Below are 18052 nucleotides of genomic sequence, written 5' to 3' on the forward strand. Positions count from 1 at the left end.
AAAAGACGCTGCGCCGCCCCAAAACGGAACGGCGCAGCGCCGGGAGGATTTCGCGGGGGACGTCACCCGGCCAGCGGCAGGACCACCTTGGAGACGCCCAGCCGCACGCCGACCTCGGTGCCCGCCGGGTAGCGCAGGGTGTGGTCACGCTCCGTGGAGATCAGCACCACCCCGATGCGGTGCCCCGGGGCGAAGACGTGGTCCTCGGTCTGCAGGTTCCAGCGGAACGTGTACGCCCGGCCCGCCTCGATCGGCGTCGTCCGCGCCGGGGAGAACCGGTTGCGCACGTCCAGCCAGCCCCGGCTGACGATCTCCAACGGGGTCGCGGCGGTCACGTACTCCCGGCGGTTGAAGCAGCCCGGGTCCTCGGGGATGCCCGGCCCGACGCAGTCCTGGCCGGGGATCGTGCGCAGGCCGGCGTACCGGTCGGCGGTGCCGTAGTCGACCAGCAGCGCCGTCAGGTACGGCGACCGTCCCGCGAGGTCGGCGCGCACCGTGATCTCGGGCGTGCCGGACAGCCGGGTCTCCCGCTCGAGCGGCGCCGACAGGTACGCCAGCCGCCCCGGGTCCGCGCTCAGCTCGCCGGCGACCAGGTCCTCGGCCGTGCGCGACGGGTCGTCCACGAAGCTCTGCCGGCCGCCGGGCCGGACCGGCCACGGCGTCAGGGTGCCCGGGCGGCCGTCCGGGGCGGGGCCGCCGAGGGCCATCGCGGTGGGGCGGGTGCCGGGCACGGGCCAGGTCGACGCCGTACGCCACTGGTTCGGCGCCACCTCCACGTCGGCCATCGGCTCGCGCATGATCCCCGTGTCGATCCGGTACAGCCAGTAGTCGAACCAGCGGTGCAGGGTGTCCAGCCACACGTCGCGCCGCACGTTGAAGGGGTCGGTGTGACCGGCCTGGTGCAGCCAGATCTTGCGCGGCACTCCGCGCCGGGCGAGCGCGTCCCACCACTGACCGGCCTGCTGGGTGCGGACGTTGTCGTCGTGCAACCCGTGCACCAGCAGCACGCTCGCCCGCACCCGGCCGGCGTCGCGCACGTAGTCCCGCTCGGCCCAGTAGGCGCTGTAGTCGCCGGTCTCCCTGTCCTGGGCACGTTCAAGATCGGCCATGACGCCCGCGCAGACCTCCGGGTCCGCCCGGGTGAGCACCGCCTTGGCGAGCACGTCGGTGTCCTCGCCCTGGAAGCCGCCGGGCGCCACCACCCCGCCGTTCGCGCGGTAGTAGTCGTACCAGCTGGAGATGCCGGCGATCGGCACGATGGTCTCCAGCCCCCGCACGCCGGTGGCGGCGACCGCGTTCGGCAGGGTGCCGTTGTAGGACACACCGATCATGCCGGTGCGGCCGGTCGACCAGGTCGCGCGCACCGGCGCGCCCGCCGCGTCGACGCCGGGGGCACGCCCGTTGAGCCAGTCGACCACGGCCTTCATGCCCAGCGTCTCGTTGCGGCCGCCGGACGTCGGGCAGCCGGTCGAGCCGCCGCTGCCGAGGCTGTCGGCGAACACGACGGCGTACCCGCGCGGGACGAAGTAGTTGTCGAGGTATCCCGAGAAGACGATGGTCTCGGCCGCCCGGTCCGTGCCGGGAGACGCACCGCGCCGGGCGCCGGCACCGTCGCGGTCGATGTCGTCGTGATTCGGTACGTCCTTGAGCCCCGCGTAATAGGGACTGGGCTGGAAGATGACCGGCACCTTGCGGCCGTCCGGCGTTCGGGGGCGGATGATGCGCACCGCCACCCGGTCGGGCCGCCCGTCGGCGTCGCTGTCGACCGGTGCCTGCACCCACACCTGCTCCCGCACGGCCTGGGTGTAGTCGAACTCGGGCTCGGTGCCGGCCGTCCCGGCGGCGGGGGTCGCGACGGGTCCCGCGGCGGCCGCGGCAGACCCGGACAGAACGGTGACGAAGGCGCAGGCGACGGCGAGCAGCCGCACCCCACCCCGGGAAACAGCCATGTGGACAGACCTCCGGCGCTCGGCTCCTGGGCTGGAGCCTATCGTCTACCATCGATGCCCGGCGCCTCGCACGCGGCCCGGCGACCCCGCGGGAAGATCAACAGGGCTGATCAGAATCAGACACGAGTCCAGGCCTCTGTGTCGTGGACGCTTTTCCCGGTACCATCGCCGCCGCACCGGCGCCACGGGTGCTCGATCGCTTGCCGGGCCCTTACCAGCGGGAACGATGCCCGGTCCGGCGGATGGATCTTGCCGAAGGGTCATTAAAGGACACGTTGACCTTGGCATAAATCACGCCTTGTAATCTGCCAAATACGCTCCGTACGCTGTGCACAGAAAGCCCATCGATCGGCTTGAGTGCCAGGAAATCGGTGGCCTCGACCATCAGGACATTCGGGGAGCATCGCATGGTCATCAAGGTTGTCGAGCAGATCAACGACGACGAGCTCATCGAAACCGCATGGAAGATGTACGAGGAGTCGTTCCGCGGCCTGAATGAACTGGCGGTACAGCGGCATCTGATGTTCCGCAACGAGTTCGAGGACGTGATGCGGGACGGCAGGGTGCAGAAGTACCTGAGCCTCGACGACGAGGGCACGTTGTGCGGGCTGTCGACGTACACGAACGATCTGGACTCGATGCCGTTGATCTCGCCGCAGTACTTCGAGCGGCGCTGGCCCGAGCTCTACGCCCAGCACAAGATCTGGTATTGCGGATTCGTCGCGGTGCTGCCGTCCGGCCGCGCCAATGCGTCGTTCTCCGACCTGGTCGAGGCGATGTACATGTTCGCGGCGGCGCAGAACGGCATCATCGGGCTCGACTTCTGCCAGCACAACGACGCGCAGCGCAAGATGGGCCGGGTCATCCGGCTGATGCTCCAGCGCTTCTCCGGCAACTGCGAGGCCGAGATGATGGACGCCCAGCAGTTCTGGATCTACCAGTTCCCGCAGGCCGCCTGAGCGGTACGCCGGCACCGCCCGCCGTTGTCGGCCGGATCCGAGCTCTTGGGGGGCTGGCGGATCGCGGCCGGCACGGGTTCCTCCTTTCCATCGGCGGCGGGCGGTTTCGGCGTGCTCTTCGAAGGCGACGGCTACTGCCATCGCGACGGTTCGGGGGGCGCCTCCCAGGGCGAGTGCTCGGGCGGCGCGCTGCGCACGTCGCGCAGGGTCGGCGGGTCGCCCGGGCGCGGCGGGATGTCCCGGCGGGCCGAGCGGTCCCCCGGCAGCCCCTGCATGGGCGGCATGTCCCGCGGCAACGGCGGCAGCTCGTGCGTCAGCGACGGCATCTCGCGGGGCGGCGGCGACGGCTCGCGGGCGGCGGCCATCATCGCGCGGGCGCTGATCGGCTCGGTGTGCGAACCCTTGAGCCGCGGCGCGTCCGCGATGAAGCCGCCGTCGGCGCCGCGGCCGATCGCCGCGTAGACCTCGGGCCGGGCCGCGCGCATGACGATCGCCCAGACGAAGCCGACGATGGCGAAGACGGCGTACCCGGTCGGGAAGAGCCAGTGGAACATCGAGCCCGGCTCGATCTGCAACAGGTCGCCGAGGCCGTAGACGGTCGCCGCCAGAATGATGCTGAGCAGCACGAACGCGATGATCGGCGACACCTTCGCGCGCCACACGTTCTCCTGGTGGCGGTGCCGCACGAAGAACACGATCACCGCCGCCGAGGCGCTCCACATGAGGATCAGCACGCCCAGGCCGCCGACGACGGTCAGCCAGGCGAACAGGTAGATCAGCGGGTCGGCGCCGGTGAACCGGTACACCACGATCACGACGAGCGCGAGCAGGCTCTGCGCCAGCGAACCGACGATCGGTGCCCCCGTACGCGGGTGGGTGTAGCCCCACGCCCGCGGCAGCACCCCCTCGCGGCCGAGCGCGAACTGGTAGCGCGACACCGCGGCGTGGAAGGCCAGCAGCGCGGCGAAGATGCTCGTCATGAACAGCACGTAGCCGATGTTGATGAGCGCCTCGGGCACGTGCGGGCTCACCAGCGTGAAGACGAGGTCGGTCTGCTCCGCCTTCGCCGCCGCCACGATGTTGCCCGGCCCGGCGCCCACCGACATGGCCCACGCCGACAGCCCGCAGAGCAGGCCGGCCAGGATCACGGCCCAGTGGGTCGCCCGGGCGATCGTCTTCTTGGGATCCTTGGCCTCCTCGGAGAGCACCACCGTCGCCTCGAAGCCGACGAAGCCGGCGATCGCGAGCACCATCATGGCGGCGACCTCGGGCGTGAAGACCCGGGTCGGCGACAGGGTGGAGAAGGAGACCGAGCCGCCCGCCGGGTTGGCGACCATCACGATGTCGTAGATGAGCACGATGACGATCTCGGCGACCAGCAGTACGGCGAGCACCTTGCCGCTGAGGTCGACCCAGAGCATGCCGAGCACGAAGACCAGCGCCCAGGCGACGATGGCGCAGGTGAACCAGCCGACGGTGAAGCCCAGGCCGTCCAGGACGCCCGAGGCGACCACCCCGAAGAGCCCGAAGAGACCGATCTGCATCATCGCGTACGCCGGCAGCGCCACGAACGCCGCGCCGACGCCGGGTATCCGCCCCAGCCCGTGACTGATGTACGAGTAGAACGCGCCGCTGTTGACGATGTGCCGGCTCATCGCCACGAAGCCGACCGTGAAGATCGACAGGATGCCCGCGACGACCAGGTAGACGACCGGCACCGCCGTGTTGCCCACGACGGCGTAGATCGTCGTGATGGCGCCGATGACGACGGTGAGCGGGGCCGCTCCGGCGACTCCGAAGAAGACCACCGAGGGGACGCCGAGCCGGTTCCGTGCCAGTGCGGTCGACACGATATCGGGTTCGGACACGTCCTTACGCGCCATCAACAGCCTCCCAGCCCATTGATCGATATTGTCCCGCCGGCGATGATGACGGCCGACGGCACTCACCGCCGGCCGACGGCGAGGACCGAGCCGACGGACGCCTCGGTCTGCTCGATCAACTGCCGGAAATCCTCGGGCAGCGTCCCGATGGCGGTCGGGAGCTGCGTCAGGGCGTGGCGGTGCACCTCGAAGTCCCAGAGCACGTGGCGGGTCAGGCCGGTCGCCACGACCAGCCCGGCCAGCAGCCGGTCGCTCGTCGACATCTCCATGCCGCGGACCATGATGTTCGCCAGCCGCATCGGCGCCCACGCGGCCGCGTTGCGCTGCGCCTCGTTGTTGGGCATGTAGAAGGTCTGGGTGCTCAGCATCCGGCGCCGGGTCACCGACTCCACCGCGCCCGAGCGCATCAGCCGCTCGCCGACCCGGTCCGCGGCGTCCTGCGACAGGTACGCCAGCCAGGTGCGCACCTCGCGGTGCTGGGGCTGGGCGATGAGCAACTCCAGGACGGAATGGGAGAGCGAGTCCCGCGGGGGCTGCCGGCTCTCGATATAGAGGTCGCCGTCGAAGACGCGCAGGCGCCCTTCGAGCATCAGCTCGCCCAGCAGGGCGGCGGCGAGGCCCAGGCCCGTCGCCCGGGGGTGCAGACGCGACCGGCCGGTCCGGTCCTCGTGCGCGATCAGGAAGAACTGGTCAGCAAGCACGCCGCTACTCCTTTGACACCTCGACCCGAATCGCCCCCGGGCAACTACCCGTATAGAAGGCAATAACTCGCTGTCCGCAGCATCATGTACCTAGCTCCGAGGACAATGCAAGAAGTACTAGACTCGTAATCGTCCAGCCTCGTCTACGATGGATAGCGGGCCGATACATACCGGGGTAGCGGCCCCTCAAGATCGAGGGAGTGACGGTGTCCACTGACGAGGGTCCCACGCTGCGCCGACGTCGGCTGGGCACCGAGCTGAAACGCTGCCGCGAGCACGCGGGATTGACCCAGGAGAATGTTTCGCGCCATTTTGAATGGCACGCCGCGAAGGTCACGCGGATCGAGACGGCCCGGGTCGCCGTCACTCCGCGCGACGTGCGTGACCTGCTGACTCTCTACGGCGTGGAGGACGAGCAGTACCGCGACGCCCTCATGGAGCTGGCCCGCTCGTCGCGGCAGAAGACATGGTGGACGGACTACCGGGACATCATGCGGCCGGGCAACTTCGTGGGCCTGGAGGCGGAGGCGTCGTCGCTGCGCGCCTGGGAGCCCATCATCCTGCCGGGCCTGCTGCAGACCGAGGCGTACATCCGCGCGCTGATGCGCACCGGGCGGGCGACCGACTCTCCCCAGCAGACCGACCGGCGGGTCACCCTGAGGCTCAAGCGGCAGAGCCGGCTGACCGGTCCGAACCCGCTCGAGCTGGTCGCGATCATCGACGAGTCGGTCGTCCGGCGCTCCGTGGGCGGCCCCGAGGTCATGGACGAGCAGCTGCGCCATCTCATCGACATCGTTAGATTACCGAACGTAACGCTGCAGGTCCTGCCCTTCGACGCCGGCGAACACCCGTTCCTCGGCGGTTCAGCAGCGCTTTTGGAGTTCCGCGAGACCACTCATTTGGATGTAGTTTACCTAGAGGGACTTGCGGGCGACCTCTACGAAGAGCAACATTCAGAGGTCGCTCGCTACCGTCTGGACTTCGAGCGGCTGAGCGCAAGGGCATTGGACCCCCGCCTGAGCCTTAAGATGATCGAAAGTCTCCTGCGCGCGTAGGGGACCAGTACGCACAATCGCATATCGAAGGGAGGTGCATGGCATGCCAGCGCACCGTCTCAACGCTGCCGTCTGGAAAAAGAGCAGTCGCAGCAACGGAAACGGCGGCAACAACTGTGTCGAGGTCGCAGTCCTCGACACAGCTGTTGCCGTTCGCGACAGCAAGAACCCTTCCGGTCCCGCTCTCTTCTTCGACCCGGCGAACTGGACCGAGTTCCTGAACTCGGTGCAGGACGGCGAGTTCGATATCCGCTGAGAGATTACCGATCTGTACTCACAGATGGGAAGTAGATACTCAAAGTCAACTTCCCGAAGGAGCAAGATCGAATTCAAGATGGTGAAAGAGTCCCCATCCGGACTCACGAACCACGCGATCGGGGCGCCCCACCGGGCGCCCCGATTTGCATTTCCGCAGGTCATTGACCGGAAGTGCCGATATTGATCTCCATCGAGGCCGGTCATCGACCTTTCCGGCCGGCCGGGGCATACTGGTAACGCACGCTCCGCATTGATGAGACCACTTAGAGTAAGGGGCCTCCGTTGCGCCCGTCCTCGCCTCACCTCGTGACCGTCACACCGATCACGGACTCACGCCCGGCACCGGTGCTCGAGATGCGCGCCGACCGCATCGTCGCCGCCCTGGACACCTTCCGCGCCGCGTTCCCCGGCGTACGGCCGTTCTACGCCACCAAATGCAACACCCACCCCGGCGTCCTGCGTACCCTGCACGAGGCCGGCTGCGACTTCGAGATCGCGTCCGTGCAGGAGATGGAGGCGCTGGGCGGCATCGGCGTACGGGCCGGGGACCTGCTCTTCAGCAACCCGGTGCGGGCGCGCGAGCAGACCGCCCGGGCGGCCGCCGCCGGCGTGGACCGGTTCAGCGTGGACTCCACCGAGGAGCTGGGCCGGGTCGCCGACGAGGCCCCCGGCAGCCGGGTCTACGCGCGCCTCGCGACATTCGGCGACGACAGCGTCGTACCGAGCGAGGGCAAGTTCGGGGTGGACGTCACCGGGGTGGTCCGGCTGCTCCTGGAGGCGCGGGACCGGGGGCTCGTGCCGTACGGGATCACCTTCCACATGGGGTCGCAGTCGCTGGACCCGGCCGCCCTGCTGCACCCGCTGCAAGACGTGGCCGCCGCGATGGAGCGGCTGCGGCGCGCCGGGGTCCGCCTCGAGATGGTCGACCTCGGCGGCGGTTTCCCGGCGGCGTACGACGAGCCGGTGCCGCCGCTGGCCGACTTCGGGCGGGCCGCCGCGGCGGGGATCGCCCGGCTGCCGTACCCGGTGGAGGTCTTCGCCGAGCCGGGCCGGTGCCTGGTCGCCGAGGCCGGGACGTTCCGCTGCCGGGTCATCGGGGTGGCCGAACGCCCGTCCGGCTGGTGGGCGCACACGAACCTGGGCGTCTTCCACGGCCTCATGGAGGTCCTCGAGTCCGGCGGGGAGCTGCACTACCCCATCCACGACGCCCGCGGCACCCGGCTGCGCCGCTGCTACCACCTGACCGGCCCGACCTGCGACAGCCAGGACACGTTCGCGCGCGACGTGCTGCTCTCCGCCGACCTGCGGGAGGGCGACGAGCTGCTGATCGGCTCGGCCGGGGCGTACACCAGCGTCTACGCGTCCCGGTTCAACGGCTTCGCCCCGCCGCGGGTGGTGCTCGTCTGAATCGCACCGGGAAACAACCGGCGAAACCCTCAGGTGGCGCCGGGCCGGGTCGATGGCCTCCGTCATGACGGCCAGACGAGCACGAGTGCGACGGTACGTGGCGGCGGTCGCGGTGACCGCCGCGGCGACGACGGTGGCGGCCCTGACCGGCGGGACGCCCGCCCAGGCCGGGACGCCCGCGCGGGCCGCCTCGGCCGACTACAGCTTCGACGCCACCGGCGCGACCATGACCGACGTACGCCGGATCACCCGGGCGGACGTCGCGGCGCAGCGTGGCTACACCGGCAAGGGCATCGGCATCGCGCTGATCGACACCGGCGTCGCACCCGTGGAGGGCCTGACCTCCGGCAACGTGGCCAACGGCCCGGACCTGTCGTTCGAGAGCCAGGTGGCAAACCTGCGGTGGCGCGACACGTACGGCCACGGCACCCACATGGCCGGCATCATCGCCGGGCGCGACGCCTCGGGCACCGGCTTCCGGGGCATGGCGCCCGACGCGAAGCTGCTGTCGCTGAAGGTCGGCGCGGCCAACGGCGCGGTCGACGTGACCCAGGTGATCGCCGCGATCGACTGGGTGGTCGAGCACCGCTTCGACGACGTGCGCAACCCGATCCGGGTGCTGAACCTGTCGTACGGCACCGACGGGGTGCTCAGCTACCTGAAGAACCCGTTGTCGCTCGCGGTGCAGAACGCGTGGCGGGCCGGCATCGCCGTCGTGGTGTCCTCCGGCAACACCGGCGGCGCCATCACCAACCCGGCGTTCGACCCGTACGTGATCACGGTCGGCGCGACGGACATGCGTGGCACCACCGCACCCGCCGACGACCAGATCGCGTCCTTCACCAGCGTCGGCGCCGCCCCGCGGGTCCCGGACCTGCTCACTCCCGGGCGTTCCGTGGTGTCGCTGCGGGTGCCGGGGTCGATGGCGGACGCCGCGTACCCGTCGGCACGGGTCGGCGAGCGCTACTTCGTGGGCAGCGGCACCTCCCAGGCGACCGCGGTCGCCACCGGGGCCGCCGCGCTGCTGCTGCAGCGTTACCCGTGGCTGAACCCGGACTCGCTGAAGTGCTCGCTGCGGCAGTCCGGCCCGTACGTGAGCGGCGCCACCGCCGGCGGCCGGATGATCGACCTGGACAGGGCCACCGCGCAGCTGCCGAAGCTGTGCCTGGAGCTCGGCCCGATGTCGACCGGCACCGGCAGCATCCAGGCCGCGCGCGGCACCTCGATCGTCACCCTCAACGGCGTGCCGCTGATCGGCGAACGGGACATCTTCGGCCCGCTGAAGTCGTCGGAGTGGGCGCTGGCGAGCATCACCCACCGCGCCTGGCAGGGCGGCGAGTGGATGGGCCGGCCGATGACCGGCACCGGCTGGGCGGGCACCCAGTACGGCCAGCCGAACTGGGCGGGCCGCGCCTGGTCGGGCACCGACTGGTCCGGGCGCGCCTGGTCGGACATCGCCTGGAGCGGCGCCACCTGGACCGGCCGCGCGTGGTCGAACACGCTGGTGGACGGGGCACCCTGGTCGGGACGGGCCTGGTCGGGCGTGTCGTGGCAGCACGGCACGGGCGGCGCCTGGATGAACTGACCGCTCCCCCGCACCACGGAGGCCGCGCCCGTCGAGGGCGCGGCCTCCGTCGCGGTTCAGCTGAAGACCGACCAGTTCTCGGCGGTCCGGAAGCCCATGCTCCGGTACAACGGCAGGCCGGCGGCGCTGGAATGCAGGTAGGCGACGCGCGCGCCGGCGGCGTACGCGTCGTGCAGGACGGCACCGGTCGCCGCCCGGCCGTGGCCCCGCCCCCGTCGGCCCGGCGGCACCGAGACGTTGAAGACGCCCACCATGTCGCCGCTGAGCACGCCGAACGACGTGGCGACCGGCTCGCCGTCCACCTCGATCAGATAGGCGCTCATCGACGGGTGGTCGAGCACCTCGGGCGCCGCGATCGTCGCGAACAACGACTCCGGTGCCTCGAAGCCCGCCGCCAGGGCCCTCCGGTACGCGAGCTCGCCGGCGCTCGTGACGCGCCGCGACGCGGGAACGGGCGCAACGTCGGCGGCGGTGAGCTCCCTGAGCATGAACGGCAGCGCGACGCGATGCTCCAGCCCGTGGCTCGCGGCCGTCCGGACGATGGCGGGATCGACGTCGTCGCCGCGGACCTGGATGCTCCACGGGACGCCGGACAGCCGGTGCGAGGCCGCCGCCTCGGCGAATCCGGCGGGATCCGGGTCCCGGGCGATGCCGAAGACGCCGTTCAGGGTGGGAAGGGGCACGCCGGAGACGATCTCGGCGATGCCCCCGGCGGAGGTGCGGGCGTAGCCGCCGGGCTGCGTGGCGGTCAGCATCGTCACCGCGTGCAGCCATTCCTGCGCGGCGGCGTCGGCGGTCGGCCGGTGGGTGATCTCCATATCCCCGTCAACGTACGCCAGGGGCGAAAGGTCAGCAGACGACGCGGTCGCGGCCGGTGCGCTTGGCCACGTACAGGTGGCGGTCGGCCTCGGCGAGCAGGGCCGCCTGATCCTCGTCGGGCGCCGGCACGACGGCCACGCCGCCGATGCTGACCGTGACGGGCAGCTCGCCGGTGACCGGAGACCAGGGGTGGTCGCGGACGGCGTGCCGCAGGCTCTCCAGCCACGGCCGGGCGTCGGCCGGGGCCAGGCCGGGCAGGACGACGAGGAATTCCTCCCCGCCCATCCGGGCCGCGAAGGCGTCCGTGTCGCGTCCGGGCAGCGCGCCGGCCAGCAGGTCGGCCACGGCGACCAGGACCCGGTCGCCGACGTCGTGGGAGAGGGTGTCGTTGATCCGCTTGAAGTGGTCGAGGTCGACCAGCGCCACGGTCAGCGGCGTACCGGCCGCGGCGGCGGCCGACATGATCTGCGGCAGCCGCTCGTCGACGAACCGCCGGTTGTAGAGGCCGGTCAGCGGGTCGCGGCGGGCCTGCTCCCGGTAGCGCTCGGCGTCGCGCCGCGCCTCGGCGGTCTCGAAGATCGCCTGCCGGGTGCGAGCGCGCGCCTCCTGCTGCTGCGAGCGGAGGTCCTCCGCCGCCGCGTGGAACCGCTTGTACTCCTCGAACGCCGCCGCGTACTCGCCGCCGGCCGCGTACAGCTCGGCCTGCTCGGCCATCGCGCGGACCCGGGCCGGGCCCTGGTCGTCGCTGGTGCAGGCGGCCCGGCAGCGGTCGAGGCTGGCCTGGGCACGGTCGAGCGCGCCGAGGCGGCGCTGGGCGGTCGCGAGGGTGAGCCGGGCGTCGGCCACGTCGTGCGCCTCGAACCAGCGCGGGGCGTCCTGGATGTCGGCCAGGATGCGCTCCGCGCCCGCGAAGTCGCCGACGCTGATCCGTACGTTGGCGATCGTGTCACGCTCGATGACCAGGAACTCCCGGCCGAGGGCCCGTACGGTCGCGTGCATCCGCTCGGCGATCTGCTGGGCGACGCCGGTGTGGCCGGCCTCGATCTCGGTGTACGCCAGATTGTTGAGCACCAGCATCCGCCGGGTCAGGTCCCCGGACGCCACGGCCAGCTGCTCGGCCTGCTCGTAGCGTTCCCGCGCGGCGTGGATGGACCCGCACTCGGCGAGCGAGTTGGCCAGTCGCACCAGGTAGATGATCCGCAGCCCGGCCGGGGCGGTGTCCTCCAGCAGCTCGACCGAGGACAGCGAGTGCTCGAGGCTGGCCGCGTGGTCGCCGAGGTAGTGGTACGTCAGGGCGAGGTGGAAGTGGCTGCGGGCGCTCAGCGGGCGGCAGTCGTACCGGTCGGCCCAGGCGTGGATGGTCAGGAAGATCCGGGCGGCCGCCCCGACGCTGCCGTTGCGCTGGCGCATGTCGGCCTGGACCAGCTGGGCGCGGCGCAGCAGGACGAGGTCGCCGAGCGCCTCGGCCGCCCAGGCGGCCTCGGCGGCGCGCACCAGGATGGCGTCGACGTCGTGGCCCTGGTGGTTCTCGAGGTCGTCGAGCTCGGACGCCAGCGTCACCGCGAGGCCCGAAGGCCTCGCGACGACGTCCGGCGACAGCTTGCTCACGAGGCTGACGATCGGCAGCCGGGCCGCAAATCGGAGCGTTCGTGACCGGAACGGCACGGCGCGGTGTCCCGGCGGCGGCCCCGGTCGCCGGCCACTGCCGGGAATCCCTCTCCGGCACCGCCGCCGACCTCGGATTACGTCGCCCGGCATGGGGCGTACGTCTGAATCCGTTTCGTGCTTGAAAAATACTTCGGATTCCCTTGTCTTGACGGCTTTGCATGTGTCAAGGTCTCGCCACGTCGACCCGGGAGGTCCGGATACGTGAGTGCTGCGCTGCCCGTCCTGCGGAACTTCGTCGGCGGGTCGTCCGTCGACCCGTCCGGCGGACGAACGTCACCCGTCCTCGACCCGTGCACCGGTGAGGCGTACGCGTCCGCACCCGTCTCCTCCGCGGCGGACGTCGCCGCGGCGATGGAGGCCGCCGAAGCCGGGTTCGAGACCTGGCGGGACACCACCCCGGCCGAGCGGCAGCGGGCCCTGCTGCGCTACGCCGACGCCGTCGAGGCCCGCGCCGACGAACTCGTCGCCGCGGAATGCCGGGACACCGGCAAGCCCGTCGAGGCGACCCGGCAGGAGGAGATGGGCCCGCTCCTGGACGAGCTGCGCTTCTTCGCCGGCGCCGCGCGCGTGCTCGAGGGCCGCTCGGCCGGCGAGTACCTGCGCGGGCACACCTCCTACGTCCGGCGCGAGCCGATCGGGGTCTGCGCGCAGGTCACGCCGTGGAACTACCCCATGGTGATGGCGGTGTGGAAGTTCGCCCCGGCCATCGCCGCTGGCAACTCGGTGGTCCTCAAGCCGTCGGAGACCACTCCGGTGACCACGCTGCTGCTCGCCGAGATCGCGTCGGAGTTCCTGCCGCCCGGCGTGTTCAACGTCGTGTGCGGCGACCGGGACACCGGCCGGGCGCTGGTCGCCCACCCGACCCCGCGGCTCGTGTCGGTCACCGGCTCCACCCGGGCCGGCATGGAGGTCGCCGCCGCCGCGGCGCCCGACCTGAAGAAGGTGCACCTCGAGCTCGGCGGCAAGGCGCCGGTCGTGGTCTTCGACGACGTCGACGTGGCCGCCACCGCCGAGGCCGTCGCCGCCGCCGGGTTCTTCAACGCCGGCCAGGACTGCACCGCCGCGTGCCGGGTCCTGGTGCACGCCCGCATCGCCGACGAGTTCACCGCCGCGCTCGCCGCCGCCGCGAAGAACACCGTGGTCGGCGGGCCCGGCGACCCGGCCGCCTTCTACGGGCCGCTGAACAACGCCGACCAGCTCGACCGGGTGCTCGGCTTCCTCGGCCGGACACCGCCGCACGCCACGATCGTCACCGGCGGGCGGCGCATCGGCGAGCGCGGCTACTTCGTCGAGCCCACGGTCGTGACCGGGCTGCGCCAGGACGACGAGATGATCCGCGACGAGGTGTTCGGGCCGGTCATCACCGTGCAGTCCTTCGACGACGAGGACACCGCCGTGCACCACGCCAACGACACCCGCTTCGGCCTCAGCGCCAGCGTCTGGACCCGCGACCACGCCCGGGCGCTGCGGCTCACCCGCCGCCTCGACGCCGGCACGGTCTGGATCAACACCCACCTGCCGTTCCTGTCGGAGATGCCGCACGGCGGGTTCGGCCACTCCGGCTACGGCAAGGACATGTCCGTGTACGGCCTCGAGGAATACACCCGCATCAAACACGTGATGAGTCATCTCGGCTGAAGAGGTACCAGATGGACGACAGGGCCGCGATCGAGCTCGACGGCGTGCACAAGGAATTCGTGGTCCACGGGGAGACCGTCCAGGCCGTACGCCCCCTCGACCTGGCCATCGGCAAGGGCGAGTTCTTCTCCCTGCTCGGGCCCTCGGGCTGCGGCAAGACCACCACGATGCGGATGATCGCCGGGTTCGAGGAGCCGACCGGCGGCACAGTGTACCTCGACGGCCGGGACGTCACGAATGTGTCGCCGAACAAGCGCGACGTCAACATGGTGTTCCAGTCGTACGCGCTGTTCCCGCACCTGAGCACGTACCAGAATGTGGCTTTCGGGCTGGAGCGCAAGAAGGTCGCCAAGGCCGAGATCCGCCGCCGGGTGGGCGAGATGCTGGAGATCGTCTCGCTGACCGGCATGGAGAAACGCTCGCCGCGGGAGATGTCCGGCGGCCAGCAGCAGCGCGTCGCCCTGGCCCGCGCGCTGGTCAACGGGCCCCGCGCGCTGCTGCTCGACGAGCCGCTCGGCGCGCTGGACCTCAAGCTGCGCCAGCAGATGCAGACCGAGCTCAAGCGCATCCAGCGCGAGGTCGGCATCACCTTCGTCTACGTCACCCACGACCAGGGCGAGGCGCTGACCATGTCCGACCGCATCGCCGTGATGCAGGCCGGCCGGATCGAGCAGCTGGGCTCGCCGCGGGAGATCTACGAGAAGCCGGCCACCCGCTTCGTGGCCGGCTTCATCGGTACGTCCAACCTGCTCGACGGCCCGGCCGGGAGCGTGGACGACGGGATCGCGGTGCTGACGTACGGGCCGGGCGAGCGCGTGCTCGTGCCGGTGCCCGACGGCGTCCGCCCCGGCGACCCCCTCGAGGTCTCGGTACGCCCGGAGAAGATCGACCTCGGCCGCGACGAGCCCGCCACCGCCGGCGGGAGCGTCCTGACCGGCGTGGTGACGGACGTGGTCTACCACGGCACCTCCACGAACTACACGGTGAAGACGGCGGCCGGCGCCGACCTCGTGGTGTTCGACCAGAACGCCTACTCGGCCGAGGACCTGGCCGAGCCCGGCGACCGCGTGTTCCTCACCTGGAGCGCGCAGCACTCGTACCCGATCGGAGTCCGATGAGCCAGCCCCGCATCCCCGACCCGGCCCTGCTCCGCGGCCTCACCCAGCGGCGGCTCGGCCGGCGCGACGCCCTGCGGATCTCCGGGCTCGCGGCGCTCGGCGGCGCCCTGGCCGCCTGCGGCGTCAAGGGCAAGGGTTCCCCCGGCGCCAGCGCGCCCGCCGCCGACGCGGTCGCCAAGTTCTGGGCCGGCAAGACCAGCACCGGCAAGCTGAACTTCGCCAACTGGCCGCTCTACATGGACCCGGCCCACCCCGAGCTCAAGAAGTTCACCGCCGCCACCGGCATCGAGGTGGACTACCAGGAGGTCATCCAGGAGATGGGCCCCTGGTTCGCCAAGGTGCAGCCGCAGCTCGCCGCCGGGCAGGACATCGGCTTCGACCTGATGGTGATCACCAACAGCATCCAGTTCAAGCAGTTCGTCGACTCCGGCTTCCTCGCCCCGCTCGACCACGGCAAGCTGCCGAACTACGCGGCGAACGCCGACGCCGCGTACAAGAAGGAGGCGTTCGACCCGGGCAACGTCTACAGCGTGCCGTGGACCTCCGGCATGACCGGGATCGCGTACGACCCGAAGAAGATCACCCGGCCGATCACCCGGCTCGCCGACCTGTGGGACCCCGCCTTCAAGGGCAAGGTCGGCATGTTCTCCGACACCCAGGAACTCGGCAACTTCGGCATGATGGCGCTCGGCGTCAACCCGGAGAAGTCCACACCGGACGACTGGAAGAAGGCCGCCGCCAAGCTCAAGGAGCAGAAGAGCGGCGGCATCATCCGCAACTACTACGACCAGAGCTACATCGACGCGCTCGGCAAGGGCGAGGTCTGGATCACCCAGGCCTGGTCCGGCGACGTCTTCCAGAAGAACGTCTCCGACGGCACGGACTTCAAGTTCGTGATCCCCGAGGAGGGCGGCACGATCTGGACCGACAACTTCGCCATCCCGGTCACCGCGAAGAACCCGCTCGACGCCCTCAAGCTGATCGACTTCTTCTACCAGGTCGAGATCGCCGCGTCGCTGGCCGAGTACATCAACTACGTGTGCCCGGTGCCGGCCGCCCGCGACCAGATCAGGAAGGACGCGGCGGCGAAGACGGGCAAGGACAAGGCGGCCCTGGAGGCCGTGGCGGACAGCCCGCTGGTGTTCCCGGCCCCGGCCGACTACGCCCGGCTGCACTACTACCGCTCCTTCGCCACCGCCGCCGAGCAGCAGGAGTACCAGGGCATCTTCGAACCGATCGTGCTGGGCTGACATGCTGCGCCGACGGCTCGCCCCGTACCTGCTGGTCCTGCCCGGCGGGCTGTGGCTGCTGCTCTTCTTCGTCGTGCCGATGGTGACGATGCTGTCGCTGTCGCTGCAGCAGGGCGACGTGGTCACCGGCTACGTCTTCACCGGCCACTGGCAGACGTACGTGGACGCCGTCGTCAACTACCGCACCCAACTGGTCCGCTCGCTGATCTACGGCGGGATCACCACCGTCGTCCTGATCGTGCTGGCGTTCCCGGTCGCGTACTGGATCGCCTTCTACGGCGGGCGGCGCAAGGCCACGTACCTGTTCCTGCTGCTGTTGCCGTTCTTCGTGTCGTTCGTGCTGCGCACCATCTCGTGGCGGCAGATCCTCACCGACGAGGGCATCCTGCTCGGGCCGCTCAAGGACGCCGGGCTGCTGCACCAGGAGTTCCACGTCCTCGGCACGCCGGTGGCGGTGATCGGCGGGCTGGTCTACAACTTCCTGCCGTTCATGGTGCTGCCCGTCTACGTGGCGCTCGAACGCATCGACCCGCGCGTCGTCGAGGCCGCCCGCGACCTGTACGCCGACCCCGCCACCACGTTCCGCAAGGTGATCTTCCCGCTGGCGCTGCCCGGCGTCTTCGCGGGCGTGCTGATGACGTTCGTGCCGGCCAGCTCCGACTACGTCAACTCGGCGGTGCTGGGCAGTTCGTCGACCACGATGATCGGCCAGGTCATCCAGTCGCAGTACCTGACCAGCTCCAACTACCCGACGGCCTCCGCGCTGTCGTTCACGCTCATGGCCGTGCTGCTGATCGGGGTGTTCGCGTACGCACGCGCGCTGGGCACCGAGGACGTGATGAAGGTGGCGGCGCGATGACCGGCCGGCGGATGCTGTACGCGTACACCTGGCTGGTCATCGCCTGGCTCACCCTGCCGGTGCTGATCATGATCGCGTTCGGCTTCAACGACACACCCGGCCGCTACAACCAGAGCTGGGACGGCTTCACCCTCAAGTGGTACGGCCGCGTCTTCGAGCTGGACGAGCTCACCCGCGCCCTGGTCACCTCCCTCGCGGTGGCGACCGTGACGATGCTGGTCGCCGGCGCGCTCGGCACCGGCATCGGCTACGCGCTGGGCCGCTACCGCTTCCGCGGCTCCGGCACGGTCAACCTGGTCATGTTCGCCGCGATCTCCTCCCCCGAACTCGTCATGGGCGCCTCCCTGCTCACCCTGTTCGTGTCGCTCGGCGTCGGCCCGGGCGTCGTCACCATCACCATCGCGCACGTGATGTTCTGCATCTCGTTCGTGGCCGTGGTCGTCCGCGCCCGCGTGCTCACCCTCGACCGCTCCCTCGAGGAGGCCGCCGCCGACCTGGGCGCCAACCCGTGGACCACGTTCTGGCGGGTCACGTTCCCGATCATCCTGCCCGCGGTGTCGTCCGGCATGCTGCTGGCGTTCGCGCTCAGCATCGACGACTTCGTGGTCACCAACTTCACCGCCGGCACCACCACCACGTTCCCGCTCTGGATCTGGGGCTCCACCCGGGTAGGCCTGCCACCGCAGGTCAACGTGATGGGCACGCTCATCTTCCTGGTCGGCGTGGCCATCGCCGTCACCACCAGCATCCGCTCCCGGCCGGCACGGCGGCGCTGATGAGCGCGCTCATGCCGGTGGCCGGCCCTGCCGCCGGCGTCCGGTCCCGGGCCAGCCTTGCCGCCAGTGTCCGGCCCTGGGCCGGCCTTGTCACCGCCGTCCGGTCCCGGGCCGGCCTTGCCGGCGG

General features: G+C 70.7%; 15 protein-coding genes. 10 read left to right on the forward strand and 5 right to left on the reverse strand.

The window, feature by feature from the left end; translation table 11 throughout:
* Positions 1 to 62: 62 nt before the first annotated feature.
* Positions 63 to 1949 (reverse strand): Xaa-Pro dipeptidyl-peptidase, encoded by a 1887-nt coding sequence (locus CLV70_RS01840; RefSeq protein WP_106124539.1) that lies wholly within the window; start codon positions 1947 to 1949, stop codon positions 63 to 65.
* Between the two features lie 407 nt (positions 1950 to 2356).
* Here CLV70_RS01840 and CLV70_RS01845 point away from each other — a divergent pair, with 407 nt between their 5' ends.
* Entirely contained in the window at positions 2357 to 2908 is a 552-nt protein-coding gene (locus CLV70_RS01845; RefSeq protein WP_106124540.1) for a hypothetical protein, read from the forward strand.
* Between the two features lie 131 nt (positions 2909 to 3039).
* On the opposite strand, the gene CLV70_RS01850 is transcribed toward CLV70_RS01845, so the two are convergent.
* Positions 3040 to 4776, reverse strand: a complete 1737-nt coding sequence (locus CLV70_RS01850) for an APC family permease (protein WP_245907957.1) — start codon at positions 4774 to 4776, stop codon at positions 3040 to 3042.
* A 77-nt stretch (positions 4777 to 4853) separates the two neighbouring features.
* Complete coding sequence (locus CLV70_RS01855) at positions 4854 to 5492, reverse strand: GOLPH3/VPS74 family protein (RefSeq protein ID WP_106124541.1); 639 nt, start codon at positions 5490 to 5492, stop codon at positions 4854 to 4856.
* A 206-nt stretch (positions 5493 to 5698) separates the two neighbouring features.
* On the opposite strand from CLV70_RS01855, the gene CLV70_RS01860 reads away from it, so the two are divergent.
* The 4 genes from CLV70_RS01860 (at position 5699) to CLV70_RS01875 (ending at position 9797) form a co-directional block, all read left to right on the forward strand.
* Positions 5699 to 6547, forward strand: coding sequence for a helix-turn-helix domain-containing protein (locus CLV70_RS01860; protein ID WP_106124994.1), 849 nt, complete (start codon positions 5699 to 5701; stop codon positions 6545 to 6547).
* 43 nt (positions 6548 to 6590) lie between these two features.
* Positions 6591 to 6803 carry a DUF397 domain-containing protein gene (locus CLV70_RS01865; protein WP_106124542.1) on the forward strand — a complete coding sequence of 71 codons (213 nt, stop codon included), beginning with the start codon at positions 6591 to 6593 and terminating at the stop codon, positions 6801 to 6803.
* Between the two features lie 308 nt (positions 6804 to 7111).
* Positions 7112 to 8212, forward strand: coding sequence for a type III PLP-dependent enzyme (locus CLV70_RS01870; protein ID WP_106124543.1), 1101 nt, complete (start codon positions 7112 to 7114; stop codon positions 8210 to 8212).
* Between the two features lie 85 nt (positions 8213 to 8297).
* Complete coding sequence (locus tag CLV70_RS01875) at positions 8298 to 9797, forward strand: S8 family serine peptidase (RefSeq protein WP_106124544.1); 1500 nt, start codon at positions 8298 to 8300, stop codon at positions 9795 to 9797.
* A 56-nt stretch (positions 9798 to 9853) separates the two neighbouring features.
* On the opposite strand, the gene CLV70_RS01880 is transcribed toward CLV70_RS01875, so the two are convergent.
* Together CLV70_RS01880 and CLV70_RS01885 are read right to left on the reverse strand one after the other, a co-directional pair.
* A complete protein-coding gene (locus CLV70_RS01880) occupies positions 9854 to 10615 on the reverse strand; it encodes a GNAT family N-acetyltransferase (protein WP_106124545.1) in 762 nt (253 codons plus the stop codon).
* Positions 10616 to 10646: 31 nt separating this feature from the next.
* Complete coding sequence (locus CLV70_RS01885; protein ID WP_106124546.1) at positions 10647 to 12224, reverse strand: GGDEF domain-containing protein; 1578 nt, start codon at positions 12222 to 12224, stop codon at positions 10647 to 10649.
* A 261-nt stretch (positions 12225 to 12485) separates the two neighbouring features.
* Here CLV70_RS01885 and CLV70_RS01890 point away from each other — a divergent pair, with 261 nt between their 5' ends.
* The 5 genes from CLV70_RS01890 to CLV70_RS01910 are packed head-to-tail and all read left to right on the forward strand — an operon-like array spanning position 12486 to position 17925.
* Positions 12486 to 13922 carry an aminobutyraldehyde dehydrogenase gene (locus CLV70_RS01890; RefSeq protein WP_245907958.1) on the forward strand — a complete coding sequence of 479 codons (1437 nt, stop codon included), beginning with the start codon at positions 12486 to 12488 and terminating at the stop codon, positions 13920 to 13922.
* 11 nt (positions 13923 to 13933) lie between these two features.
* Positions 13934 to 15040, forward strand: coding sequence for an ABC transporter ATP-binding protein (locus CLV70_RS01895; RefSeq protein ID WP_106124547.1), 1107 nt, complete (start codon positions 13934 to 13936; stop codon positions 15038 to 15040).
* Complete coding sequence (locus CLV70_RS01900; RefSeq protein WP_106124548.1) at positions 15037 to 16290, forward strand: polyamine ABC transporter substrate-binding protein; 1254 nt, start codon at positions 15037 to 15039, stop codon at positions 16288 to 16290. Before CLV70_RS01895 ends, CLV70_RS01900 begins: the two co-directional genes overlap by 4 nt.
* Before the next feature lies 1 nt (position 16291).
* Positions 16292 to 17149: an ABC transporter permease gene (locus CLV70_RS01905; RefSeq protein WP_106124549.1), complete on the forward strand. Its 858-nt coding sequence runs from the start codon at positions 16292 to 16294 to the stop codon at positions 17147 to 17149.
* Positions 17146 to 17925, forward strand: coding sequence for an ABC transporter permease (locus CLV70_RS01910; protein ID WP_106124550.1), 780 nt, complete (start codon positions 17146 to 17148; stop codon positions 17923 to 17925). The genes CLV70_RS01905 and CLV70_RS01910 overlap by 4 nt, the downstream gene beginning before the upstream one ends.
* Positions 17926 to 18052: the final 127 nt, after the last annotated feature.

The sequence above is a fragment of the Pseudosporangium ferrugineum genome (genome assembly GCF_003002065.1).
Taxonomy (GTDB): Bacteria; Actinomycetota; Actinomycetes; order Mycobacteriales; family Micromonosporaceae; genus Actinoplanes; species Actinoplanes ferrugineus_A.

What these genes read in the sequence shown, in the direction of transcription:
- CLV70_RS01840 (WP_106124539.1), bottom strand. Translation starts at nt 1,949, where the DNA reads ATGGCTGTTTCCCGGGGTGGGGTGCGGCTGCTCGCCGTCGCCTGCGCC.
- CLV70_RS01845 (WP_106124540.1), top strand. Translation starts at nt 2,357, where the DNA reads ATGGTCATCAAGGTTGTCGAGCAGATCAACGACGACGAGCTCATCGAA.
- CLV70_RS01865 (WP_106124542.1), top strand. Translation starts at nt 6,591, where the DNA reads ATGCCAGCGCACCGTCTCAACGCTGCCGTCTGGAAAAAGAGCAGTCGC.
- CLV70_RS01880 (WP_106124545.1), bottom strand. Translation starts at nt 10,615, where the DNA reads ATGGAGATCACCCACCGGCCGACCGCCGACGCCGCCGCGCAGGAATGG.
- CLV70_RS01895 (WP_106124547.1), top strand. Translation starts at nt 13,934, where the DNA reads ATGGACGACAGGGCCGCGATCGAGCTCGACGGCGTGCACAAGGAATTC.
- CLV70_RS01900 (WP_106124548.1), top strand. Translation starts at nt 15,037, where the DNA reads ATGAGCCAGCCCCGCATCCCCGACCCGGCCCTGCTCCGCGGCCTCACC.
- CLV70_RS01905 (WP_106124549.1), top strand. Translation starts at nt 16,292, where the DNA reads ATGCTGCGCCGACGGCTCGCCCCGTACCTGCTGGTCCTGCCCGGCGGG.
- CLV70_RS01910 (WP_106124550.1), top strand. Translation starts at nt 17,146, where the DNA reads ATGACCGGCCGGCGGATGCTGTACGCGTACACCTGGCTGGTCATCGCC.